Below are 20,299 nucleotides of genomic sequence, written 5' to 3'. Positions count from 1 at the left end.
TTATAGCCCAAGCCATACAAGGCACGCGACGAAAATACCGGGGAGAACGCCCGCAATCCAAAGCTGGCGCTTGCGGCTGGCCAGACCGCACCCTATAGCAGCGCCTTGAGATGACCGACGCTTCGTCCCTGCCGCTGTTTCCGCACCGCCATCTTCTGGGCATCCGCAATCTTTCCCCGGCCGATATAGAGCTGCTGCTCGATCGCGCCGACCAAGCCGTAGCGATCTCGCGGCAATCGGAAAAGAAGACTTCGACGCTTCGCGGCCGCACTCAGATCAACCTCTTCTACGAGGCCTCGACCCGCACGCAATCATCCTTCGAGCTCGCGGGAAAAAGGCTCGGCGCCGACGTGATGAACATGTCGGTGGCAAGCTCATCGGTGAAAAAAGGCGAGACGCTGATCGACACCGCCATGACGCTCAACGCCATGCGTCCGGATATCCTGATCATCCGTCACCAGTCGGCGGGCGCCGCTGCGCTTCTGGCGCAGAAGGTCGGCTGCTCGGTCGTCAACGCCGGCGACGGCGCGCATGAGCACCCGACGCAGGCGCTGCTCGACGCGCTGACCATCCGCCGCGCCAAGGGACCGCTGTCGAAGCTGATCGTGGCGATCTGCGGCGACATCCTGCATTCGCGCGTCGCCCGCTCCAACATCATGCTGTTGAACGCGCTGGGCGCGCAGGTACGCGTCGTCGCGCCGTCGACGCTGCTGCCGGCGGGCATCGACCGGATGGGCGTGATCGTTTCGCGCTCGATGGCCGAGGGCCTGAAGGACGCCGACGTGGTGATGATGCTGCGCCTGCAGCGCGAGCGCATGGAAGGCGCCTTCGTGCCGTCGATCCGCGAGTATTTCCGCTATTTCGGCCTCGACGCCGAGAAGCTGAAAGCGGCCAAGGAGGATGCGTTGGTCATGCACCCCGGCCCGATGAACCGCGGCGTGGAAATCGCCTCGGAGATCGCCGACGGGCCACAGAGCGTCATCCAGGAACAGGTCGAGATGGGCGTTGCCGTGCGCATGGCGGTCATGGAAGCGCTGCTCGACCCTCGTCGCAACGATGAGGGGCGCGGCGCATGAGCGTGTCGGTCTTCAGCAAGGCCCACATCGTCGACCCGTCGCGCGGCGTCGATGAGATCGGCACCGTCATTGTCGATGGCCGCAAGATCGCCGCCGCCAGCAAGGCGGCGCTGAACCAGGGCGCTCCTGAAGGCGCTATTGTCATTGATTGTGCCGGCAAGACGATCATTCCCGGTCTCCTAGATGCGCGCGTCTTCATCGGCGAACCCGGCGGCGAGCACCGCGAGACGATCGCTTCGGCAAGCGTGGCAGCGGCGGCCGGCGGCGTCACCTCCATCGTCATGATGCCCGACACCGATCCGGTGATCGACAATGTGGCGCTGGTCGAGTTCGTGCTGCGCACGGCAAAGGATACCGCAAGCGTCAACATCTTTCCGGCAGCGGCGATTACCAAGGGGCTGGAAGGCCGCGAGATGACCGAGTTCGGCCTGCTTCGCGAAGCCGGCGCCGTAGCCTTCACTGACGGCCGCCACACGATCGCCAATGCGCTGGTGATACGCCGCGCGCTGACCTACGCCCGCGATTTCGGCGGCGTCATCGCGCATGAGACCCAGGATGCCGACCTCGCCTCGGCCGGCGTGATGAACGAAGGTCTTTATGCGAGCTGGCTCGGCCTTTCCGGCATTCCGCGCGAGGCCGAGCTCATCCCGCTGGAACGCGACCTGGCGCTCGCGCGGCTGACGGGCGGCGCCTATCACGCCGCCAAGATCTCGACCGCGATGGCGGCAGGGGCGGTCAGCCGGGCGAAGGCCGACGGCGCCAATGTCACCGCCGGCGTCGCCATCCACAATCTGTCGCTCAACGAGAACGATGTCGGCGAATACCGCACCTTCTTCCGGCTCACTCCGCCCTTGCGCGCCGAGGACGATCGGCTGGCGATGATCGAGGCGATCAAGGACGGCACCGTCGACATCATCGTCTCCTCGCACGACCCGCAGGATGTCGATACCAAGCGCCTGCCTTTCGCCGATGCCGCCGCCGGCGCGATCGGGCTGGAGACGCTTCTCGGCGCAGCGCTTCGGCTCTACCACAATGGCGATGTGCCTCTGCTCCGTCTGGTCGAGACGCTGTCGACCGCGCCGGCTAGACTGTTCGGCCTGCCTGGCGGCACGCTGAAGCCCGGCGCCCTGGCCGACCTTGCCCTAGTCGATCTCGACGAGCCCTGGATCGTCAGCGAGAGCGGTCTGCGCTCACGTTCCAAGAACACCTGCTTCGAGGGCGCGCGCCTGCAGGGCAAGGTCTTGCAAACCATGGTGGCGGGCCGCACAGTGTTTTCGATCTGATGGCACGAAAAAACCGGACGCCATAACCGATCCGGCCGGAGAAAAAAGCGGGGGAAACAATGAGCTACGTCCTGTCTTTGCTGTTCGGCTATCTGCTCGGCTCGATCCCGTTCGGCCTGCTGATAACGCGCGCGGCGGGCCTTGGCGATGTGCGCAACATCGGCTCCGGCAACATCGGCGCCACCAATGTTTTGCGCACCGGCAATAAGGGGCTCGCCGCCGCGACGCTGCTGCTCGATGCGCTGAAGGGCACCGCCGCGGTGCTGGTCGCAGGCCATTTCGCGCCTGAGCTCGCGCTGGTCGCCGGCTTCGGCGCTTTCCTCGGCCATCTTTTCCCGGTCTGGCTCGGCTTCAAGGGCGGCAAGGGCGTCGCCACCTATCTCGGTGTGCTGCTCGGTCTTGCCTGGCTAGGCATGCTTGTCTTCGCCGTAGTCTGGCTCGCCATGGCCTTCTTGTTCCGCTACTCCTCGCTCGCGGCGCTGACAGCGGCGGTCGTCGTGCCGATCGCGCTCTATTTCGTCAGCACGCCGGAGATCGCCGGCCTGTTCGCGCTGATGAGCCTGATCGTCTTCATCAAGCATCGCGCCAACATCCAGCGCCTGCTCGCCGGCACCGAGGGCAAGATCGGGGCGAAGGAATGAGCGGGCCTGCCGGCCCGCGCCTCAGCGACCGGCAGCGGCTTGCCTGGCTCCGCCTGATCCGCACGCCGAATGTCGGCCCTGCCTCTTTTCGCGAGCTGATCAACCGCTTCGGCTCGGCCGAAGCCGCGCTCGAAATGCTGCCCGAGCTTGTGATTTCGGGAGGCGCCAACCGCATTGTCCGTATCCCCTCCATCGCAGAAGCGGAGGCGGAGGTGGAAGCCGCCCGCCGCGCCGGCGCCCGCTTCGTCGGCATCGGCGAGGCCGATTATCCGGGCTTGCTGAAGACCATGGACAACCCGCCGCCGCTGCTCGCGGTCAAGGGTGAAGGCGCGGTGTTTCGCTTGCCCGCGGTGGCGATTGTCGGCGCCCGCAACGCCTCGCTCGCCGGCATCAAGCTGGCGCGCATGCTGGCGGCGGACCTCGGCCGAGACGGTTACGCCGTCGTGTCGGGCTTGGCGCGCGGCATCGACACCGCGGCGCATCAGGGCAGTCTTTCGACCGGCACGGTCGGCGTGCTGGCCGGCGGCCTCGATGTCCCCTACCCGCCGGAAATGCCGGTCTTTGCGACGAGATCGCCGAGCGCGGCGGCGCCATCGTCTCGGAAATGCCGTTCGGCTGGCAGCCGCGCGCGCAGGATTTTCCGCGCCGCAACCGGCTGGTTGCCGGCATGGCGCTGGGCCTGGTCGTCGTCGAGGCGGCGCAGCGCTCCGGCTCGCTGATCAGCGCCAGGCTGGCCGGCGAGATGGGCAGGCTGGTTTTCGCGGTGCCCGGCTCGCCGCTCGACCCGCGCGCCGCCGGCTCCAACGGCCTGCTGAAGGACGGCGCCACGCTCGTCACCGAAGCGGCCGACATCTTGAGCGCGCTGGCGCCGCTTGCCGGCACCCGCCCGCCAAGAACCGCGCCGCTCGCCGAGGCGCCGGACCTGTCGGCATTGCCGCCGCCTGGCGAGAACGAGCGCGCCGACGTGCTGGAAGCTCTCGGGCCGACACCCGTCGGCGTGGACGAGATCATCCGCCACACGGGCCTGAGCGCCGCGCAGATCGCGATGGTGCTCCTGGAACTCGACCTCGCTGGCCGGCTGGAGCGCCACGCCGGCGGTAATGTGTCGCTCGTTGCCTGAACTGGCGCGCTGACCCGCCGTTTCAGCGTTAAAGCATGTCTCCCGAAAGTGTGCAGCGGTTTCGGGACAAAGACATGCTTAAAATCAAAGACCTAAAGCAGGTCGCGTGAATCCTTTTTCACGCGACCTGCTTTAGCGAAACAGATATCTGGACACCTCCGGGTTGCCGCGGCGCCACATCACATTGTCCAGGAAATAGTGGTGCACGTTGATGAAGATCAGCACGATGAAGAAGAACAGCGACGAGCCGAGGACCTGCCTGTCGTAGGGGATCAGGGCGGTCAGCACGAACGGGATCAGCCAGAAGCCGAGATATCCCAGAGCCGCCCCGCCAACGATAAAGCCTAAAACCCGAAGTCTGTAGAGAGGGCCCAGAGGGGACAGGATCTTCGGTTGCGGATCCCTGGCCGCATCCTGACTGTCGCGCTCGACATTGGTCTGGTAGCGCCAGACCACCGCCAGATATTGCAGCGAGTGGAGCGCCGGCACCACAAGCAGCCATAGCGGGTTTATCCTCGCAATCAGGATCCAGAGATAGAGCGACGCGACATAGGCCACGATGCCGTTATACGGCAGGGCGCCGCCGTTCCTTCGCCAGCGGTTGATCAGCATCAGAACCGCGGCCGCCGTCGAGGCAACGGCTGCCAGCAGGGCAATGTGGGCGATCCAGGAAGGGGCCGCGAATGTGTAGTATTCCAGGCCGTAATATTTCCCCTTCGTCACTGCCGTGTTCGTCAACAGCCATGCCAGGATCCACACGACATAGCTGTTGACCAGCAGCACTTTCTTGTCCCGGTCGTCGAAGAATTTGCGCTTCAGGACGGCGTCCACCATCAGCATGCCGTAGCCCTGCTTGACGTAGTGCCAGCCCACGAAGAAAAACATGGCGTTGGCCGCATATCCGAGCAGCCGGGTGTTCGCCGTGGCGGCGCCATAAGCAAAGAACGCGCCCATGACCAAGGGAACGACGATGCCAGCAAAAACGTAGCGAAGCTGGAGGCTCCTGTCGTATCCGTTCCCGCTCACCTTGCGCGCGAAATTGCGGTAGAAGATCTGGTATGAATGGGCAAAGTGGGGATAGTTGACCAGATACGCCACCACGACCATCGTCGCGGCCACCAAGCCTTCATACTCGAGCGGCACCAGGAACAGGACTGGCAGGATCAGAAGCGCGCTGCCGCCGAGCATGAGGAAGTCGGTGACCGGGCCGAAGAGATATTTGCCGGGTGTCGCCGCTTTGGGGGCTGAAACATCTACCGAAAGGTCAAGTGCCATGGTCGAGATCTCCTTCGGGAAGATCGACCTTAACCATCACCCAGCCAGGTCACAAGGTTGGGCCGGCGTTCTGAGTTCGCCCGAAGGCTTCAACGCCTCGCTGGACGATCACTGCACCCGCTTTGGCGACTGTAGCTCGCGCCACATCTTTGCTGCCTGAAAGATGGTCATCAGGACCAGGACCGGCTCGCCGTCGGTAGGGTTGACCGTGAGGGCCACGCGGCCAAGCTCGTCACTCATGGCGCAGGTCCAGTCCTTGACCGCGATCACCTTTTTCTCGGGCAATTTGCCCTCCCTTGGATGCCACATGCCTGTCTCCAGCGGGCATTGTGCGGGCCGCCGGTTATGCCGGGCCACCGGATTGCCCTGCCCTAAGCCAACCATGGTCCCGGGTCGACCCAAGAACAAGCGATTGCTAATGTAGTCGGCCGGCGGCCGAGGAGCTTTCGCGGATGCCCCTCACTTCGTATGGTCCAGCAGCCTCGTCACGGAAACGTCTCGACGATGTTCGGAATTGGCGCGATCGATACCGTCCACGGTGATGGCGAACATTCCGTTTTCGATCCTTGCTATCCAGCCCTTTGCCTTCAGATACCAGAGATGAAACTCCAGATGCTCACGCGGGCAGCCCGACAGGCGTTCGAGCTCTTCATCGCCGATGCCGGGATTGTTGACGTCTTGTCGACGTTTTACATAAAGGAGCGACAGCAGCTTGGCCTGAATGACAACGTCCCGTTCAAGCCCTTTGGCGTCGCTGGCTTCCTCGCTCAACTCGCGGCGAAGGCTCAAATGGTGTTTATACTGGACATCGTACTGGGCGCGTTTGACCGGATCTTTGAGCGTATTATGGGCTTCCACGATTTCGCTGAAGCGTGATTCATTGCCGGTGTCCCGATTGTCGGGATGGTAGCGCATAGCAAAATAACGAAATATCCGCTCAATCGTTTCCGAATTCGCGTTCGGGCTGATTTCAAGAAGTTCGTAGTAGTCAACGAACATAGTGGTGCTTCCACAGAATCGACATCACGAACACCATTCCCCGCCGGCAGCATTGCGCAACCGTTCTGCCTGTGCAAGCCGGCCTCCCCGAGCGGGAGCGCTTGGCGACTTGGGCGAACAGGACCATCAAGCGAACAGCCCGTGCGACCTTTCAAAGTCGCACGGGTCGCAAAAGTTCCGCCTCTGCGCCAGAGATTGAAACGCTAAGCAATTGATGTTTCAGTGAAATTTTGGTGAGCGCGATGGGATTCGAACCCATGACCTACTGATTAAAAGTCAGTTGCTCTACCGGCTGAGCTACGCGCTCCCGCGGGCCCAAAACGCCGCCCTTGAAAGTGCGCGGAACATAGGGAGAGTGCCGCGACCGGTCAACCGGAAAAAACTGGCCTGCAAATCCTGCTTTTTCGCGACCTCGAGGTCCCTTCGAACCCTTCCAGGAAAGGCCGAGCAGTTCTACGCCAGGAACCGAAAAAATGGCCCCACGGCAAGATCGGAAGGAGAGGCTTCGGTCGCGTGCGTCGCGTTGATTTAGCTTCATACAACTGACTTTAAGTACTTGTTTTCAATGCATGTTATTACCCAGACCCGCCGCGCGCCATTGGGCGGGATCCGGCAGGATGACTTGAACGGCGGCTTGGCGTTTTGGCGGAACAATTGCAACCGCTGCCCGTTTTTCCTCCCACAAAGGACGGCAACCAACCCTTCAAGGAGAAGATCATGAACAAGATCGCATCGGGTCTGTTGGCAACCGTGCTATCGGCTTCGTTCGCAGCGGCAGAGATCGTGCCCGTCAACGCCCAGCCGAACTATGTGCCGCAGGGCCAGGACCTCTCGAATATCCAGACCGTGCAATACCAGGACTGGCGGAAGCGCCGTGGTTTCAATCGCTCCCGTGAAGGCATGTATTCGCGCAACGGCGCCGTGTACTGGCGCGGCCATCGCGGCTACCGCGAATATCATCGCGGCTATCGCCGTCACGGCGACTACTGGTTTCCGCTGGCTGCCTTTGCCACCGGCGCGCTGATCACCGGCGCGATCATTAATAACCGGAACCGTGTCGCTCGCGGCGATGCCCACGTGCAGTGGTGCTACGATCACTACAGGTCCTACCGCGAGTATGACAACACCTTCCAGCCGAGCTACGGCCCGCGTCGGGAGTGCGTTTCGCCCTACTGACGGATCGGACACGGAAGGCTGAGAGAGCCCGCGCCGGCAACGGCGCGGGCTTTCTTCGCTCTTCTGAGACTACATCAGCTACGGTGTGCTTAAGGTCCTGCGCACGGCATCGCGCCAGCCCGCGAGCTTCGCCGAGCGGGTGGCTGCATCCAACTCCGGTTTGAAGCGCTTATCGAGCGCCCAGGTTTTGGCGAACTCCTTCGCTTTCGGCCAGACGCCGGCCTTCGAACCGGCAAGCCAGGCGGCGCCCAGCGCCGTCGTCTCCAGGATCGTCGGTCGGTCGACCGGCGCGTCGAGGATATCGGCGAGACGCTGCATGGTCCAATCGGACGCCACCATGCCGCCGTCGACCCGAAGCACCGTCTTGGCAGAGGCGCCCTTCCAGTCCTTGCGCATGGCGTCGAGCAGGTCGCGCGTCTGGAAGGCGACGGATTCGAGCGCGGCGCGAGCGAATTCCGCAGGCCCGGAATTGCGGGTCAGGCCGAAGATCGCGCCGCGCGCGTCGGCATCCCAGTGCGGCGCGCCGAGCCCGACAAAGGCCGGCACCAGATAGACAGCTTGCGCCGGGTCGGCGGTAGCCGCCAGCGCGCCGCTCTGCTCGGCCTTGCCGATCACCTTGATGCCGTCGCGCAGCCACTGCACGGCCGCGCCCGCGATGAAGATCGAACCCTCCAGCGCATAGGTGGTCTTGCCGTCGAGCCGGTAAGCGATGGTGGTGAGCAGCCGGTTCTTCGAGCGCACCAGGTCGGCGCCGGTGTTGAGCAGCGCGAAGCAGCCTGTGCCGTAGGTGGATTTCATCATGCCGGGCTCGAAACAGGCCTGGCCGATGGTCGCCGCGTGCTGGTCGCCGGCGACCCCAAGGATCTTCATCTCGGCGCCGAAAAGGCTCTTTTCGGTGACGCCGAAATCATCGGCACAATCCTTCACCTGCGGCAGGATCGCGGCCGGTATGTTCAGGACGGCCAGCAGCTCGTCGTCCCAGACGTTCTTCTCGATGTTGTAGATTAGCGTGCGCGAGGCATTCGTAGCATCGGTGGCGTGCACCTTGCCGCCGGTCAGCCGCCAGATCAGAAAACTGTCGATCGTACCGGCGAGCAGTTCGCCCTTCTCAGCGCGCTTCCTGGCGCCCTTCACCTTGTCCAGCATCCAGGCGATCTTGGTGCCGGAGAAATAGGGATCGAGCAGCAGTCCGGTCTTGCGGGTGAATTTCTTCTCCAGCCCTTGGCTACGCAGCTTCTGGCAGAGCGGCGCCGTGCGCCTGTCCTGCCAGACGATCGCGTTGTGGATCGGCTTGCTGGTCGCCTTGTCCCAGATGACGACCGTCTCGCGCTGGTTGGTGATGCCGATCGCCGCCACGTCGGATGCCTTGCGGCCGGCCGCCTTCAGCGCCGCCTTCACGGTCGCGACCACGCTTGACCAGATATCTTCCGGGTCATGCTCAACCCAGCCGGAAGCCGGATAATGCTGCGTGAATTCCTGCTGGCCCGTGCCTGCAACCTTCATCTTGTCGTCGAACAGGATCGCTCGCGTCGATGTCGTTCCCTGATCGATGGCCAGCACAAAACCGCTCATTCCGTGTCCCTCCACTTCTCATGCAACAGGGGAGACGGCAAAGCCGCCTCCCCTGCATTTCCTACATGGGCGAGCACGCCCACGTCATGCAGTTACTTCTGCCAGCTCTTCACCAGCTCGTCATAGTTGATGGTGATCGGCTTTTCCTTCTCGTTCTCGATCTTGAGCTGAGGAGCGAGATTGCCCTTCTTGACCGCGTCGGCGTTCCAGTAGGCGAGGTCATGCTCTTCGGCCATCTTCGGGCCGATATCGCCCTGGACACCGGCCTTCTCGAGGCGGCTCATGACCTTTTCCTGCTCGGCGCAGAGCGAGTCCATCGCTTCCTGTGCGGTCTTGGCGCCCGACGACGCATCGCCGATAGCCTGCCACCAAAGCTGTGCCAGCTTCGGATAGTCCGGCACGTTGGTGCCGGTCGGCGACCACTGCACGCGCGCCGGCGAGCGGTAGAACTCGATCAAGCCGCCGAGCTTCGGAGCCCGCTCGGTGAAGCTCTTGTCGTGGATCGTGCTCTCGCGGATGAAGGTCAGGCCGACATGGCTCTTCTTCACGTCGACGGTCTTCGACGTGACGAACTGCGCATAGAGCCATGCGGCCTTGGCGCGGTCGGTCGGTGTCGACTTCATCAGCGTCCAGGAGCCGACGTCCTGATAGCCGAGCTTCATGCCGTCCTTCCAGTAGACGCCGTGCGGCGACGGCGCCATGCGCCACTTCGGCGTGCCGTCGTCGTTGAGCACCGCCTTGGCGCTGGCGTCGACCATCGAGGCAGTAAAGGCGGTATACCAGAACATCTGCTGGGCAACTGCGCCCTGCGCCGGCACCGGGCCCGATTCGGAGAAGGTCATGCCCTGTGCTTCCGCCGGCGCGTAGGCCTTCAGCCAGTCGAGATACTTCTGGATCGAGTAGACGGCAGCCGGGCCGTTGGTGTCGCCGCCGCGCGCCGTGCAGGAGCCCACGGGCCGCGAATTCTCGTCGACCTTGATGCCCCACTCGTCGACCGGCAGGCCGTTCGGGATGCCCTTGTCGCCATTGCCGGCCATCGACAGCCAGGCGTCGGTGAACCGCCAGCCAAGCGACGGGTCCTTCTTGCCGTAGTCCATATGGCCGTAGACCTTCTTGCCGTCGATCTCACGGCCGGTGAAGAACTCGGCGATGTCCTCATAGGCCGACCAGTTGACCGGCACGCCAAGGTCGTAGCCGTATTTGGCCTTGAAGTCCGCCTTGTTCTTCTCGTCGTTGAACCAGTCGTAACGGAACCAGTAGAGGTTCGCGAACTGCTGGTCGGGAAGCTGGTAGAGCTTCTTGTCGGGAGCGGTCGTGAACGAGGTGCCGATAAAGTCTTTCAGGTCGAGGTTCGGGTTAGTGACATCCTTGCCGTCGCCCGCCATCCAGTCGGTCAGGTTGCGTACCTGCTGGTAGCGCCAGTGCGTGCCGATGAGGTCGGAGTCGTTGACCCAGCCGTCATAGAGGTTCTGGCCGGTCTGCATCTGGGTCTGGATCTTCTCGACGACGTCGCCTTCCTGGATGGTGTCATGCGTCACCTTGATGCCCGTGATCGCCGAAAAGGCCGGCGCCAGCACCTGCGATTCATATGAATGGGTGGCGATGGTTTCGGAGACGACCTTGATGTCCATGCCGGCGAAAGGTTTCGCGGCATCGATGAACCACTGCATTTCAGCTTCCTGGTCGGCGCGCGAGAGCGTCGACAGCGGGCCGATTTCCTTGTCCAGGAAGGCTTTTGCCTCGTCCATTCCGGCATAGGCATTGCCTGCCCCGAGCAATAGGACAAGGGCAGTCGTTGACGTTAGAAATTGCCGTCGCATGTGTTTCCTCCACAGTTTAGGTTTCAAGTGCGATCTGGAGCGGCCGCCAGCACGCGGTCGCTCCAACAGTTTCCCCCTCTATACGTAGCGGAACACGCCGACGGCGTAGACCACGGAGAGAGCGAGAGCCCACCACAGGTTGGGTCCGACAAGACCCAACCAAGCGAGATGGATAAAGGCGCTGCCAAGCAGCGACAGGAAGAGACGGTCGCCGCGCGTCGTCTCGAAGCGCAGCACGCCGACACGCGGATTGCCGCCCGGCGAGGCATATTCCCAAGCCGCCATGCCGCACAGCAGTAGAAAGATGGTTCCGAAGAAGGCCGCCGTCGGCCAGGTCCAGGCCATCCAGGTGAGGTCGAGATTCATGGTCGCACCCTCCCCAGGGCAAAGCCCTTGGCGATGGTGTTGCGTACGAACTCTTGCGTTCGTTTCATCACACCCTCCCCAGGGCAAAGCCCTTTGCGATGTAGTTGCGGACGAACCAGATGACGAGCGCACCGGGGATAAGCGTCAGCACACCCGCGGCGGCGAGAAGGCCCCAATCCATGCCGGCAGCCGAAACGGTACGGGTCATCGTGGCCGCGATCGGCTTGGCGGCGGTCGTGGTCAGCGTGCGCGCGATCAAAAGTTCGACCCACGAGAACATGAAGCAGAAGAAACATGCCACGCCGATGCCGCTGGCGATCAGCGGCATGAATATCCTGACGAAGAAGCGCGGGAACGAATAGCCGTCGATATAGGCCGTCTCGTCGATCGCCTTCGGCACGCCCGACATGAAGCCTTCGAGGATCCACACCGCCAGCGGCACATTGAACAGGCAGTGCGCCAGCGCCACCGCGATATGGGTGTCGATCAGGCCGAAGGCCGAATAGAGCTGGAAGAACGGCAGCGCGAACACCGCCGGCGGCGCCATGCGGTTGGTCAGCAGCCAGAAGAACAGGTGCTTGTCGCCGAGGAAGCGGTAGCGCGAGAAGGCGTAGGCCGCCGGCAGCGCCACGGCGACCGAGATCACCATGTTCATCACCACATAGGTGATCGAGTTGATGTAGCCAGAGTACCAGGACGCATCGGTGAAGATGGTGACGTAGTTGGCGAGCGTCGGCTGGTGCGGATAGAGCGTCAGCGAGGAGACGATCTCGGCATTGGTCTTGAAGCTCATGTTGATGAGCCAGTAGATCGGCAGCAGCAGAACGATGATGTAGATCGTCGGCACGATCCACCACCAGCGCGATTCCTCGCCCCGGCGCCGCATCAGCTTTGCGATCTTGTCCTGCGACAGCGCGCTGGTGAGCCCATCCGAAACTGCCGTCTCGCTCACTCTGTCCGTTCTTTCGTTGGCGCGGCTCATCTCAGCGCTCCGCGTCGTAGTTGGTCATCACGGTGTAGAATATCCATGACAACAGCAGGATGATGAGGAAGTAGACCAGCGACATGGCGGCCGCCGGTCCGAGATCGAACTGTCCGAGCGCGGTCTTGACGAGGTCGATCGACAGGAATGTCGTTGAGTTGCCGGGACCGCCGCCGGTGACGACGAAGGGCTCGGTATAGATCATGAAGCTGTCCATGAAGCGCAGCAGCACGGCGATCAGCAGCACGCGCTGCATCTTCGGCAGCTGGATGTAACGGAACACCGCCCAGCGCGAGGCGCCGTCTATCTTGGCCGCCTGATAGAAGGCGTCAGGAATGGAGACCAGGCCGGCATAGCAGAGCAGCACGACAAGACTGGTCCAGTGCCAGACATCCATGATGATGACGGTGACCCAGGCGTCGTACTTATCCTGCACGTAGTTGTAGTGGATGCCGAGCGCGTTGACGTAGTAGCCGAGCAGGCCGATGTCGTTGCGGCCGAAGACCTGCCAGATGGTGCCCACGACGTTCCACGGGATCAGCAGCGGCAGCGCCATCAGCACCAGGCAGACCGGCACACCCCAGCCTTTCTTCGGCATGTTGAGCGCGATGAAGATGCCGAGCGGCACCTCGATCGCCAGGATGATGAAGGAGAAGATCAGGTTGCGCGCCATCGCTTCCCAGAAGCGATTGGAATGCAGCAGTTCCTCGAACCATTCGGTGCCGGCCCAGAAGAAGACGTTGTTGCCGAAGGTGTCCTGCACCGAATAGTTGACGACGGTCATCAGCGGGATGACGGCCGAGAACGCCACCAGCACCAGCATCGGCAGGACAAGGAACCAGGCCTTGTTGTTCCAGGTCTTTTCCATCTATGCCCCCATCTCGACGCGCCATGAATCGGCATAGATGTTGATGCCGGCCGGGTCGAAGCGGACCTTGGGTTCGGCCGGCACCTCGTCGTCCTCGCCGATGACGGCGGCGATTTCCCTGCCCTCGAGATTGGCGCGAACCACCTTGTGGCGGCCGACATCCTCGACCTTGCTGATCTTCACAGCCATGCCGTCGCGGCCGAGCCGCACATATTCGGGACGGATGCCGAGCTCGACGGCGCCGGCTTCGGCCTTGGGCGCGCCCGGCAGCTCGATGCGCTGCGAACCGAGCATCGCCGTCCTGCCTTCGAGCGCAACCGGCAGGACGTTCATGCCCGGCGAGCCGATGAAATAGCCGACGAAGGTATGGCGCGGCCGCTCGAACAGCTCTGCCGGCGTGCCGATCTGCACGATCTCGCCGTCATACATGACCACGACGCGGTCGGCGAAAGTCAGCGCTTCGGTCTGGTCGTGCGTGACATAGACCATGGTGTAGCCGAAGCGGCGGTGGAGCTGCTTGAGCTGCGAGCGCAGCACCCACTTCATATGCGGGTCGATGACGGTGAGCGGCTCGTCGAACAGGATGGCGTTGACATCCGAGCGCACCAGGCCGCGGCCGAGTGAGATCTTCTGCTTCTGATCGGCAGTCAGCCCGCGAGCCTTCTTCTTCGCCCAGGAGGCGAGATCGATCATGTCGAGCGTCTCGCGCACCTTGCGGTCGACATCGGCTTCCTGCACGCGGCGGTTGCGCAGCGGGAAGGCCAGATTGTCGTAGACGGTCATGGTGTCGTAGATGACCGGGAACTGAAACACCTGGGCGATGTTGCGCTCCTGTGTCGACAAATTGGTCACGTTCCGGCCGTTGAACAGAAGCTGGCCGTGCGAGGGGTGAAGCAGCCCCGAAATGATGTTGAGCAAGGTGGTCTTGCCGCAGCCGGACGGCCCGAGCAGCGCATAGGCGCCGCCGTCCTCGAAATTGTGATGCACTTCCTTCAGCGCGAAATCCGAATCCTTCTTCGGATTGGGCAGATAGGAGTGGCGGATGTGGTTGACGTCGATGCGCGCCATCTTTTCCTCCTCAGGCCGCCAGCTTCGACACCGTCACGGCGCGGTCGTTCTGGTCGAACACCATGATGTGGCGCGGATCGATGAACACCTCGACCTCGTCGTCCGTCTCGAAATCGAGGATACCGTGCGCGAGCATCACCCAGCGCGCATCGGCGAAGTCGAGATGGACGAAGCTTTCCGAGCCGGTGATCTCGGTGATGGTGACCTTGGCCCGCACCGGCACGGCTCCGGCATTGGGACGTTCCAGCGACAGATGGTGCGGCTGAAAGCCGATCGTGTAGCTGGCGTCCGGAATGCCGGTGAGTTCCGCCGGCACGGGAAGTTTCACGCCGCCTTCGAGAAGGAAATCCGACCCCTTCTTGGCAAGCACGATGGAGTTGAGCGGCGGATCGGCGAAGGTCCTTGCCGTCACCAGGTCGACCGGCTTGCGGAACACGTCGATGGTCGGCCCGAATTGGGTGACGCGGCCTTCCGAAAGCGTTGCCGTGTTGCCGCCGAGCAAAAGCGCCTCGTGCGGCTCGGTCGTGGCGTAGACGAAGATGGTGCCGGTGGCGGCAAAAATCTTCGGCAACTCGGCCCGCAATTCCTCGCGCAGCTTGTAGTCGAGATTGGCGAGCGGCTCGTCGAGCAGGACCAGACTGGCGTTCTTCACGATGGCGCGGGCGAGCGCGGTGCGCTGCTGCTGGCCGCCCGACAGGCTGAGCGGCGTGCGGTCGAGATAGGGCGTGAGCTTGAGAAGCGCGGCAGCGTTCCGCACTTCCTTGTCGATCCTGGTCTGCTCGACGCCGGCTACCCGAAGCGGCGAGGCGATATTCTCGTACACGGTCATCGCCGGATAGTTGATGAACTGCTGGTAGACCATGGCGACGTTGCGCTTCTGCACCGGCAGTCCAGTGACGTCCGTGCCGTCGAACCAGACCGAGCCCGATGTCGGAGCGTCGAGGCCGGCCATCAGCCGCATCAGGCTGGTCTTGCCGGAAAGCGTCGGCCCGAGCAGCACGTTCAGCGAACCGTGCTGAAGCGTCAGCGACACGTCGCGGATATGCTCCTGCGCGCCGACCGTCTTCGTCACGTTCCTCAATTCCAGCATCACGCCTCCTCCCAGGCCTTACGCATTATCGTGCGGTCTTCATTCGGCCGCCGCGACGTGGCGCCGGCCACGCATGAATTCTTCCAAGGCAGCCGTCTGTTCGCGGCTGAAATGCAAGCCGCGCTTGGTCCTGCGCCACAGCACGTCCTCGGCGGTGACGGCCCATTCGTTCTCGACCAGATAGCGCACCTCGGCCTCGTAGAGGTCGGCACCGAAATTGCGGCCGAGATCGGCGTTCGACTTGGCGAGGCCAAGCAGCTTCTCGGCGCGCGTACCGTAGAGCCGGGTGAGGCGGCGTGCCAGCCGCTGATCGAGGAACGGATAGGCTTTCTTAAGTCTCGATACCTGCGCGTCGAAGCCGGTCGCCGGAAAATCGCCGCCCGGCAGCGGCGCATTGGCGGTCCATGGCTTGCCGCGCTTGCCGAGAAAGCCTTCGATCTTGTCCAGCATCGATTCCGCCAGCCGGCGGAACGTCGTGATCTTGCCGCCGAAGGCATTGACTAGAGGGGCCGCGCCCTCCCCGCCATCGACCTTCAGCACATAGTCGCGCGTCGCTTCCTGCGCCTTCGAGGCGCCGTCGTCATAGAGCGGGCGCACGGCGGAATAGGTCCAGACGATGTCCGAGCGCTTGACGGGTTGGGCGAAATATTCGCTTGCCGCGGCGCAGAGATAGTCGATCTCGGCATCGCTGATCTTCACGTCATGCGGATCGCCCGGAAAGTCGCGGTCGGTGGTGCCGATCAGCGTGAACTCTTCCTCGTAGGGAATGGCGAAGATGATGCGTCCGTCCTTGTTCTGGAAGAAATAGGCGCGCGGATCGTCGAACTTCTTGCTGATGACGATGTGGCTTCCCTGCACCAGCCGGACATTGTGCACGTCGTTCTGGCCGACCGTTTTTGCCAGCACCTGATCGACCCAGGGCCCCGCGGCGTTGACAAGAAGGCGGGCGCGAACTTCCTCGGTCTCGCCCGTCAGCACATTCTGTATCTTGATCGTCCACAGCGCGCGCTCGCGGCGCGCGCTGACCACCTTGGTGCGGGTGCAGATGACGGCGCCGCGGTCAGCCGCGTCGCGGGCATTGAGCGCCACCAGGCGGGCATCGTTGACCCAGCCGTCCGAATATTCGAAGGCCTTGCGAAACAACGGCTTCAACGGCTTGCCGGCCGGATCGGTGGCCATGTCCAGCGTCTTCGTCGCCGGCAACAGCTTGCGCCCGCCGATATGATCGTAAAGGAACAGGCCGAGCCGGATCAGCCAGGCCGGGCGCAGACCCTTGGCATAGGGCAGCACGAAGCGCATCGGCCAGATGATGTGCGGCGCGTTCTTCCACAGAACCTCGCGCTCCATCAGCGCTTCGCGCACCAGGCGGAATTCATAGAACTCGAGATAGCGCAACCCGCCATGGATCAGCTTGGTCGAGCCGGAGGACGTCCCGCTGGCGAGATCGTTCATCTCGGCGAGGTATACCGAAAATCCGCGGCCAACGGCGTCGCGGGCGATGCCGCAGCCATTGATGCCGCCACCTATGACGAAAATGTCATGGATCGGAGATGCGTCCACAGGGTTCCTCCACGATTTCGCATTGCACCATTTTTGTGTTTCGCGAAACCGTTGTGGAATTATTTCGAACTCGATCCGAATGTCAAACGAAATATCATAGGCGCGTGAGGCGACGGTGAAACGGTGTTATCCAAGCGCTGTCTCGATCAAACGAACCTCCGTTTCCTCGCAGATCCTGCGTACCGAGGGGATATCGCAACGGTCGGTGATGAAGGTGTTGACCTGCGACAGATGGCCGATGCGAACTGGCGCCGTGCGCTCGAATTTCGTCTGGTCGGAGACGAGGATCACATGGCGCGCATTGGCGATGATGGCCTGCGCCACCTTCACCTCGCGAAAATCGAAGTCGAGCAGCGCGCCGTCATGGTCGATGGCCGAGGCGCCGATGACGGCGTAGTCGACTTTGAACTGGCGGATGAAATCGACCGCGGCCTCGCCGACGACGCCGCCGTCGGAGCCGCGCACCACGCCGCCGGCGATCACCACCTCGATCGAAGGATAGATGCGCATCCTATTGGCAACATTGATGTTATTGGTGATGACCATAAGCCCATTATGGTCGAGAAGCGCCTTTGAAACAGCTTCCGTCGTGGTGCCGATGTTGATGAACAGCGAGGCGTTGTCGGGGATCAGCCTGGCCGCGGCGCGGCCGATCGCCTCCTTCTCGTCGGCGGCGATCTTGCGCCGCGCCTCGTATTCCATATTCTCGATGCCGGAGGGAAACAGCGCCCCGCCATGGATGCGCGTGAGCAGCCGCTCGTCGCAGAGGTCGTTGAGATCCTTGCGGATGGTCTGCGGCGTCACGCTGAAATGTGTCGCCAGGTCCTCGACCAGCACACGACCGTGGTCCTTCGCCATCTGAATGATCTCGGCATGGCGTGGCGAAAGAAACATCCGGCGTCCTCCATTTTCGTTTTTCTCATCTATATCGGAAAACGAAAGCAATGAAAAGGTATAAGCCGGCTAACGAAATCCCGACGATCGCAAAGGCAAACCGATTCGCAATGGGACCTCTGGCTTCACGCAAGACGTCGTGCGACCTCGGTGACCACATCGAAAGCCGCATCGATATCGGCGGCCGTGGTCTCGAACTGCCCCGCCTGAAAGCGAATCGCCACCCGCCCATCGACGCGGGTCTGCGTCAGATAGATACGGCCGTCGGTGTTGATCGCATCGACCAGCCGCAGATTGTGCTCGTCCGGATCGGCGCCCAACGGGGCGCGATGGCGGAACGAGAACAGCGACAGCATCGGCTCGGTGACGAGCTCGAAGTCCGCTTCTGCGGCCAGGCGTGTGGCAAGACCTTCGCTCCAGGCGACATGGTTGCGGATCATCCTGCGCAACCCCTCCAGCCCATGGGCGCGCAATAGGAACCAGAGTTTCAGCGCCCGGAACCGCCGGCCGAGCGGCACCGACCATTCCGAATAGTTGATGACGCCGTCATGGCCGCGGGTCTTGAGGTAGTCCGGCTTGATCGCCAGCGTGCGCACGAGATCTTCCGGCTGAAAGACAAACTGGATCGAGCAGTCGAATTGCGCGCCCAGCCACTTATGCGGATTGAAGACGATGGAATCCGCGCCCTCGACACCTGCCCAGAAATGCCGGTATTCAGGGCAGATCATGGCCGATCCGGCCCAGGCTGCATCGACATGTAGATAGAGCCCATGCCGCTTCGCTACCGCCGCAACGGCAGCGATATCATCGGTGCCACCGGTGCTGGTGCCGCCGACGCAGGCGATGATGCCGGCCGGCAGCAGGCCGGCTTGGCGATCGGCGACGATCGCAGCCTCGAGCGCCGCTGTATCCATAGCGCGGAAACGCCCGCCAACAGGGATGCGGACCAGATTCTCCTCGCCGATTCCGGCCACCCAGATCGCGCGATCGATCGAGGTGTGGACCTGGTCTGAGGAATAGACGCGCAGCTTCGCCTGCCCGGCGAGCCCTTGTCTGTTCCCCTGCCAGTCGAGCGCGCGCTCGCGTATGGTCAGCACCGCGGCCAGCGTCGCCGACGAAGCCGAATCCTGGATGACGCCGGAAAAGCCTTTGGGCAGTCCGAGCGCCTGGCGCATCCAGTCGACGGTTCTGGTCTCGAGCTCGGTCGCCGCCGGCGAGGTCTGCCACAGCATGCATTGCGCGGCCATCGCCGAGACGAGATATTCGGCGACCACCGAGACCGGGGCCGCGTTAGCCGGGAAATAGGCGAAGAAGCGCGGATGCTGCCAATGCGTCATGCCGGGGACGATCTTCGCTTCGAAATCGGCGAAGATCTTTTCCATCGGCTCTGCGGTTTCGGGTGGCGACTCTTCAATGCTCCTGAAGATCTCTCCTGGCGCGATCGCCGGCCGCACCGGACGGTCGCGCAGGCTGGCCCGGTAATCGGCTCCCCAGTCGGCGGCGCGCCTCGACCAGTCGCGGAATTCTTCGTTGTCCATGCATCCTCCCGGCAGCCGACCGAACGTGCTGACCTATCCGGCTGTTTCAGTTTTTTGATTAACACGTTAATTACATCGGGGCAACGGAGCAGCGCTCCTTGCACCGCCCTACCCCGGAAAGTCCGGCAGACTGGCGAAGGCGGTCTTCAGCGCGTTGGACCAGCCGTCTGAGATGGTGCGGTAATATGGATCGTCCTGGCCGATCCGCTTCTTGAGAGCGACCTTGAAGGCGTCCTGCTCCAGGTAGAGCAGATCGAGCGGCAGGCCGACCGAAAGGTTCGACTTCAGCGTCGAATCGAAGGAAACAAGGAGCAGCTTCACCGTTTCCGCCAGGCTCATCGCGCGATCATAGGCGCGGATGATGATCGGCTTCCCATATTTCGTCTCGCCGATCTGAAAGAATGGCGTGTCCTCGGTCGATTCGATGAAATTGCCCTCGGGATAGATCATGAACAACCGCGGCGCGCTGCCCTTGATCTGGCCGCCGAGTATGAAGGAGGCGTTGAAATAAGAATCGGCCTTGTCACCGGCAGGCGAAGATTGGGCGATGACCTCTTTCACCGTATCGCCGACCAGCCGCACCGTCTGGTACATGGATGGCGTTTCGAGCAGCTTCTCGTGGCGATCGCCCACTGCTTTGGTGCGCTCGTCGAGCAGGCTGACCACGGCTTGGGTGGTGGCCAGATTGCCCGCCGACATCAGCACGATGACGCGCTCGCCGGGTTGTTCCCAGACATGCATCTTTTTGAAGGTCGAGATCGAATCCATGCCGGCATTGGTGCGCGTGTCCGACATGAACACGAGCCCGCGATCGATCTTGAGGCCGACGCAATAGGTCATGATTCTTCTTCTGGCAGCGAATCCTAAAGCAATTCCAGGAAAGCGTGTGGCGGTTTTCCGTCCGGAGTTGCGCAAAAACAAACAGTTAGAGCAGTTCAGCGATTCTATCAAAGCTGAACTGCCGAAATTAC

18 protein-coding genes, 1 tRNA gene and 1 pseudogene are annotated in these 20,299 nt (G+C 62.6%); 5 read left to right on the top strand and 15 right to left on the bottom strand.

Annotation, left to right across the window (positions count from 1 at the left end):
• The first annotated feature begins 110 nt into the window (after positions 1 to 110).
• From EH240_RS18375 to dprA, 4 genes and pseudogenes are all read left to right on the top strand, one after another.
• Positions 111 to 1,076, top strand: coding sequence for an aspartate carbamoyltransferase catalytic subunit (locus EH240_RS18375; RefSeq protein WP_125000850.1), 966 nt, complete (start codon positions 111 to 113; stop codon positions 1,074 to 1,076).
• Positions 1,073 to 2,359, top strand: a complete 1,287-nt coding sequence (locus tag EH240_RS18370) for a dihydroorotase (protein WP_125000846.1) — start codon at positions 1,073 to 1,075, stop codon at positions 2,357 to 2,359. The genes EH240_RS18375 and EH240_RS18370 overlap by 4 nt, the downstream gene beginning before the upstream one ends.
• A 59-nt stretch (positions 2,360 to 2,418) precedes the next feature.
• Positions 2,419 to 3,000: a glycerol-3-phosphate 1-O-acyltransferase PlsY gene (gene plsY / locus EH240_RS18365; RefSeq protein ID WP_125000843.1), complete on the top strand. Its 582-nt coding sequence runs from the start codon at positions 2,419 to 2,421 to the stop codon at positions 2,998 to 3,000.
• A pseudogene (gene dprA / locus EH240_RS18360) lies at positions 2,997 to 4,120 on the top strand (DNA-processing protein DprA). The gene plsY and the pseudogene dprA overlap by 4 nt, the downstream one beginning before the upstream one ends.
• Positions 4,121 to 4,252: 132 nt before the next feature.
• Here the strand turns inward: dprA and EH240_RS18355 are convergent.
• From EH240_RS18355 to EH240_RS18340, 4 genes are all read right to left on the bottom strand, one after another.
• Complete coding sequence (locus tag EH240_RS18355) at positions 4,253 to 5,395, bottom strand: hypothetical protein (RefSeq protein ID WP_125000840.1); 1,143 nt, start codon at positions 5,393 to 5,395, stop codon at positions 4,253 to 4,255.
• A 108-nt stretch (positions 5,396 to 5,503) separates the two neighbouring features.
• Positions 5,504 to 5,704, bottom strand: coding sequence for a hypothetical protein (locus tag EH240_RS18350; protein WP_125000837.1), 201 nt, complete (start codon positions 5,702 to 5,704; stop codon positions 5,504 to 5,506).
• Positions 5,705 to 5,854: 150 nt separating this feature from the next.
• Positions 5,855 to 6,394: a DnaJ domain-containing protein gene (locus EH240_RS18345; RefSeq protein ID WP_125000834.1), complete on the bottom strand. Its 540-nt coding sequence runs from the start codon at positions 6,392 to 6,394 to the stop codon at positions 5,855 to 5,857.
• Positions 6,395 to 6,625: 231 nt separating this feature from the next.
• Positions 6,626 to 6,701: transfer RNA gene (locus EH240_RS18340), tRNA-Lys, on the bottom strand.
• Positions 6,702 to 7,111: 410 nt separating this feature from the next.
• On the opposite strand from EH240_RS18340, the gene EH240_RS18335 reads away from it, so the two are divergent.
• A complete protein-coding gene (locus EH240_RS18335; protein ID WP_125000831.1) occupies positions 7,112 to 7,570 on the top strand; it encodes a BA14K family protein in 459 nt (152 codons plus the stop codon).
• A 78-nt stretch (positions 7,571 to 7,648) separates the two neighbouring features.
• Here EH240_RS18335 and glpK read toward each other — a convergent pair whose 3' ends face one another.
• The 11 genes from glpK to EH240_RS18280 form a co-directional block, all read right to left on the bottom strand.
• On the bottom strand, positions 7,649 to 9,142 hold the full coding sequence (glpK, locus tag EH240_RS18330; protein ID WP_125000829.1) for a glycerol kinase GlpK: 1,494 nt from the start codon (positions 9,140 to 9,142) through the stop codon (positions 7,649 to 7,651).
• A gap of 92 nt (positions 9,143 to 9,234) precedes the next feature.
• A complete protein-coding gene (locus EH240_RS18325; protein ID WP_125000826.1) occupies positions 9,235 to 10,962 on the bottom strand; it encodes an ABC transporter substrate-binding protein in 1,728 nt (575 codons plus the stop codon).
• Between the two features lie 78 nt (positions 10,963 to 11,040).
• On the bottom strand, positions 11,041 to 11,328 hold the full coding sequence (locus EH240_RS18320) for a DUF2160 domain-containing protein (protein ID WP_125000823.1): 288 nt from the start codon (positions 11,326 to 11,328) through the stop codon (positions 11,041 to 11,043).
• 67 nt (positions 11,329 to 11,395) lie between these two features.
• Positions 11,396 to 12,310, bottom strand: a complete 915-nt coding sequence (locus tag EH240_RS18315) for a carbohydrate ABC transporter permease (protein ID WP_125000820.1) — start codon at positions 12,308 to 12,310, stop codon at positions 11,396 to 11,398.
• A gap of 1 nt (position 12,311) precedes the next feature.
• The gene (locus tag EH240_RS18310; RefSeq protein WP_125000817.1) at positions 12,312 to 13,178 is read right to left on the bottom strand and encodes a carbohydrate ABC transporter permease; all 867 of its coding nucleotides are present in this window, start codon (positions 13,176 to 13,178) and stop codon (positions 12,312 to 12,314) included.
• Entirely contained in the window at positions 13,179 to 14,246 is a 1,068-nt protein-coding gene (locus tag EH240_RS18305; protein ID WP_125000814.1) for an ABC transporter ATP-binding protein, read from the bottom strand. It lies immediately after the preceding gene.
• 10 nt (positions 14,247 to 14,256) lie between these two features.
• Positions 14,257 to 15,336 carry an ABC transporter ATP-binding protein gene (locus EH240_RS18300; protein WP_125000811.1) on the bottom strand — a complete coding sequence of 360 codons (1,080 nt, stop codon included), beginning with the start codon at positions 15,334 to 15,336 and terminating at the stop codon, positions 14,257 to 14,259.
• 39 nt (positions 15,337 to 15,375) lie between these two features.
• On the bottom strand, positions 15,376 to 16,896 hold the full coding sequence (glpD, locus tag EH240_RS18295; RefSeq protein WP_125000808.1) for a glycerol-3-phosphate dehydrogenase: 1,521 nt from the start codon (positions 16,894 to 16,896) through the stop codon (positions 15,376 to 15,378).
• Between the two features lie 126 nt (positions 16,897 to 17,022).
• Positions 17,023 to 17,790, bottom strand: coding sequence for a DeoR/GlpR family DNA-binding transcription regulator (locus EH240_RS18290; protein ID WP_125000805.1), 768 nt, complete (start codon positions 17,788 to 17,790; stop codon positions 17,023 to 17,025).
• Positions 17,791 to 17,915: 125 nt separating this feature from the next.
• Complete coding sequence (locus EH240_RS18285; protein ID WP_125000802.1) at positions 17,916 to 19,328, bottom strand: pyridoxal phosphate-dependent decarboxylase family protein; 1,413 nt, start codon at positions 19,326 to 19,328, stop codon at positions 17,916 to 17,918.
• Positions 19,329 to 19,436: 108 nt separating this feature from the next.
• Positions 19,437 to 20,168, bottom strand: a complete 732-nt coding sequence (locus tag EH240_RS18280) for a proteasome-type protease (protein ID WP_125000799.1) — start codon at positions 20,166 to 20,168, stop codon at positions 19,437 to 19,439.
• Positions 20,169 to 20,299 lie beyond the last annotated feature (131 nt).

The organism is Mesorhizobium tamadayense, from assembly GCF_003863365.1.
In the GTDB taxonomy this organism is placed as follows: Bacteria; Pseudomonadota; Alphaproteobacteria; order Rhizobiales; family Rhizobiaceae; genus Mesorhizobium; species Mesorhizobium tamadayense.
The sequence above is the reverse complement of the archived record's forward strand: the minus strand, read 5'-3'. Positions and strand labels throughout refer to the sequence as shown.

Excerpts from the sequence above, each read along its gene's own strand:
- EH240_RS18375 (WP_125000850.1), top strand. The coding sequence starts at position 111 with ATGACCGACGCTTCGTCCCTGCCGCTGTTTCCGCACCGCCATCTTCTG.
- EH240_RS18370 (WP_125000846.1), top strand. The coding sequence starts at position 1,073 with ATGAGCGTGTCGGTCTTCAGCAAGGCCCACATCGTCGACCCGTCGCGC.
- plsY (WP_125000843.1), top strand. The coding sequence starts at position 2,419 with ATGAGCTACGTCCTGTCTTTGCTGTTCGGCTATCTGCTCGGCTCGATC.
- EH240_RS18355 (WP_125000840.1), bottom strand. The coding sequence starts at position 5,395 with ATGGCACTTGACCTTTCGGTAGATGTTTCAGCCCCCAAAGCGGCGACA.
- EH240_RS18350 (WP_125000837.1), bottom strand. The coding sequence starts at position 5,704 with ATGTGGCATCCAAGGGAGGGCAAATTGCCCGAGAAAAAGGTGATCGCG.
- EH240_RS18345 (WP_125000834.1), bottom strand. The coding sequence starts at position 6,394 with ATGTTCGTTGACTACTACGAACTTCTTGAAATCAGCCCGAACGCGAAT.
- EH240_RS18335 (WP_125000831.1), top strand. The coding sequence starts at position 7,112 with ATGAACAAGATCGCATCGGGTCTGTTGGCAACCGTGCTATCGGCTTCG.
- glpK (WP_125000829.1), bottom strand. The coding sequence starts at position 9,142 with ATGAGCGGTTTTGTGCTGGCCATCGATCAGGGAACGACATCGACGCGA.
- EH240_RS18325 (WP_125000826.1), bottom strand. The coding sequence starts at position 10,962 with ATGCGACGGCAATTTCTAACGTCAACGACTGCCCTTGTCCTATTGCTC.
- EH240_RS18320 (WP_125000823.1), bottom strand. The coding sequence starts at position 11,328 with ATGAATCTCGACCTCACCTGGATGGCCTGGACCTGGCCGACGGCGGCC.
- EH240_RS18315 (WP_125000820.1), bottom strand. The coding sequence starts at position 12,310 with ATGAGCCGCGCCAACGAAAGAACGGACAGAGTGAGCGAGACGGCAGTT.
- EH240_RS18310 (WP_125000817.1), bottom strand. The coding sequence starts at position 13,178 with ATGGAAAAGACCTGGAACAACAAGGCCTGGTTCCTTGTCCTGCCGATG.
- EH240_RS18305 (WP_125000814.1), bottom strand. The coding sequence starts at position 14,246 with ATGGCGCGCATCGACGTCAACCACATCCGCCACTCCTATCTGCCCAAT.
- EH240_RS18300 (WP_125000811.1), bottom strand. The coding sequence starts at position 15,336 with ATGCTGGAATTGAGGAACGTGACGAAGACGGTCGGCGCGCAGGAGCAT.
- EH240_RS18290 (WP_125000805.1), bottom strand. The coding sequence starts at position 17,790 with ATGTTTCTTTCGCCACGCCATGCCGAGATCATTCAGATGGCGAAGGAC.
- EH240_RS18285 (WP_125000802.1), bottom strand. The coding sequence starts at position 19,328 with ATGGACAACGAAGAATTCCGCGACTGGTCGAGGCGCGCCGCCGACTGG.
- EH240_RS18280 (WP_125000799.1), bottom strand. The coding sequence starts at position 20,168 with ATGACCTATTGCGTCGGCCTCAAGATCGATCGCGGGCTCGTGTTCATG.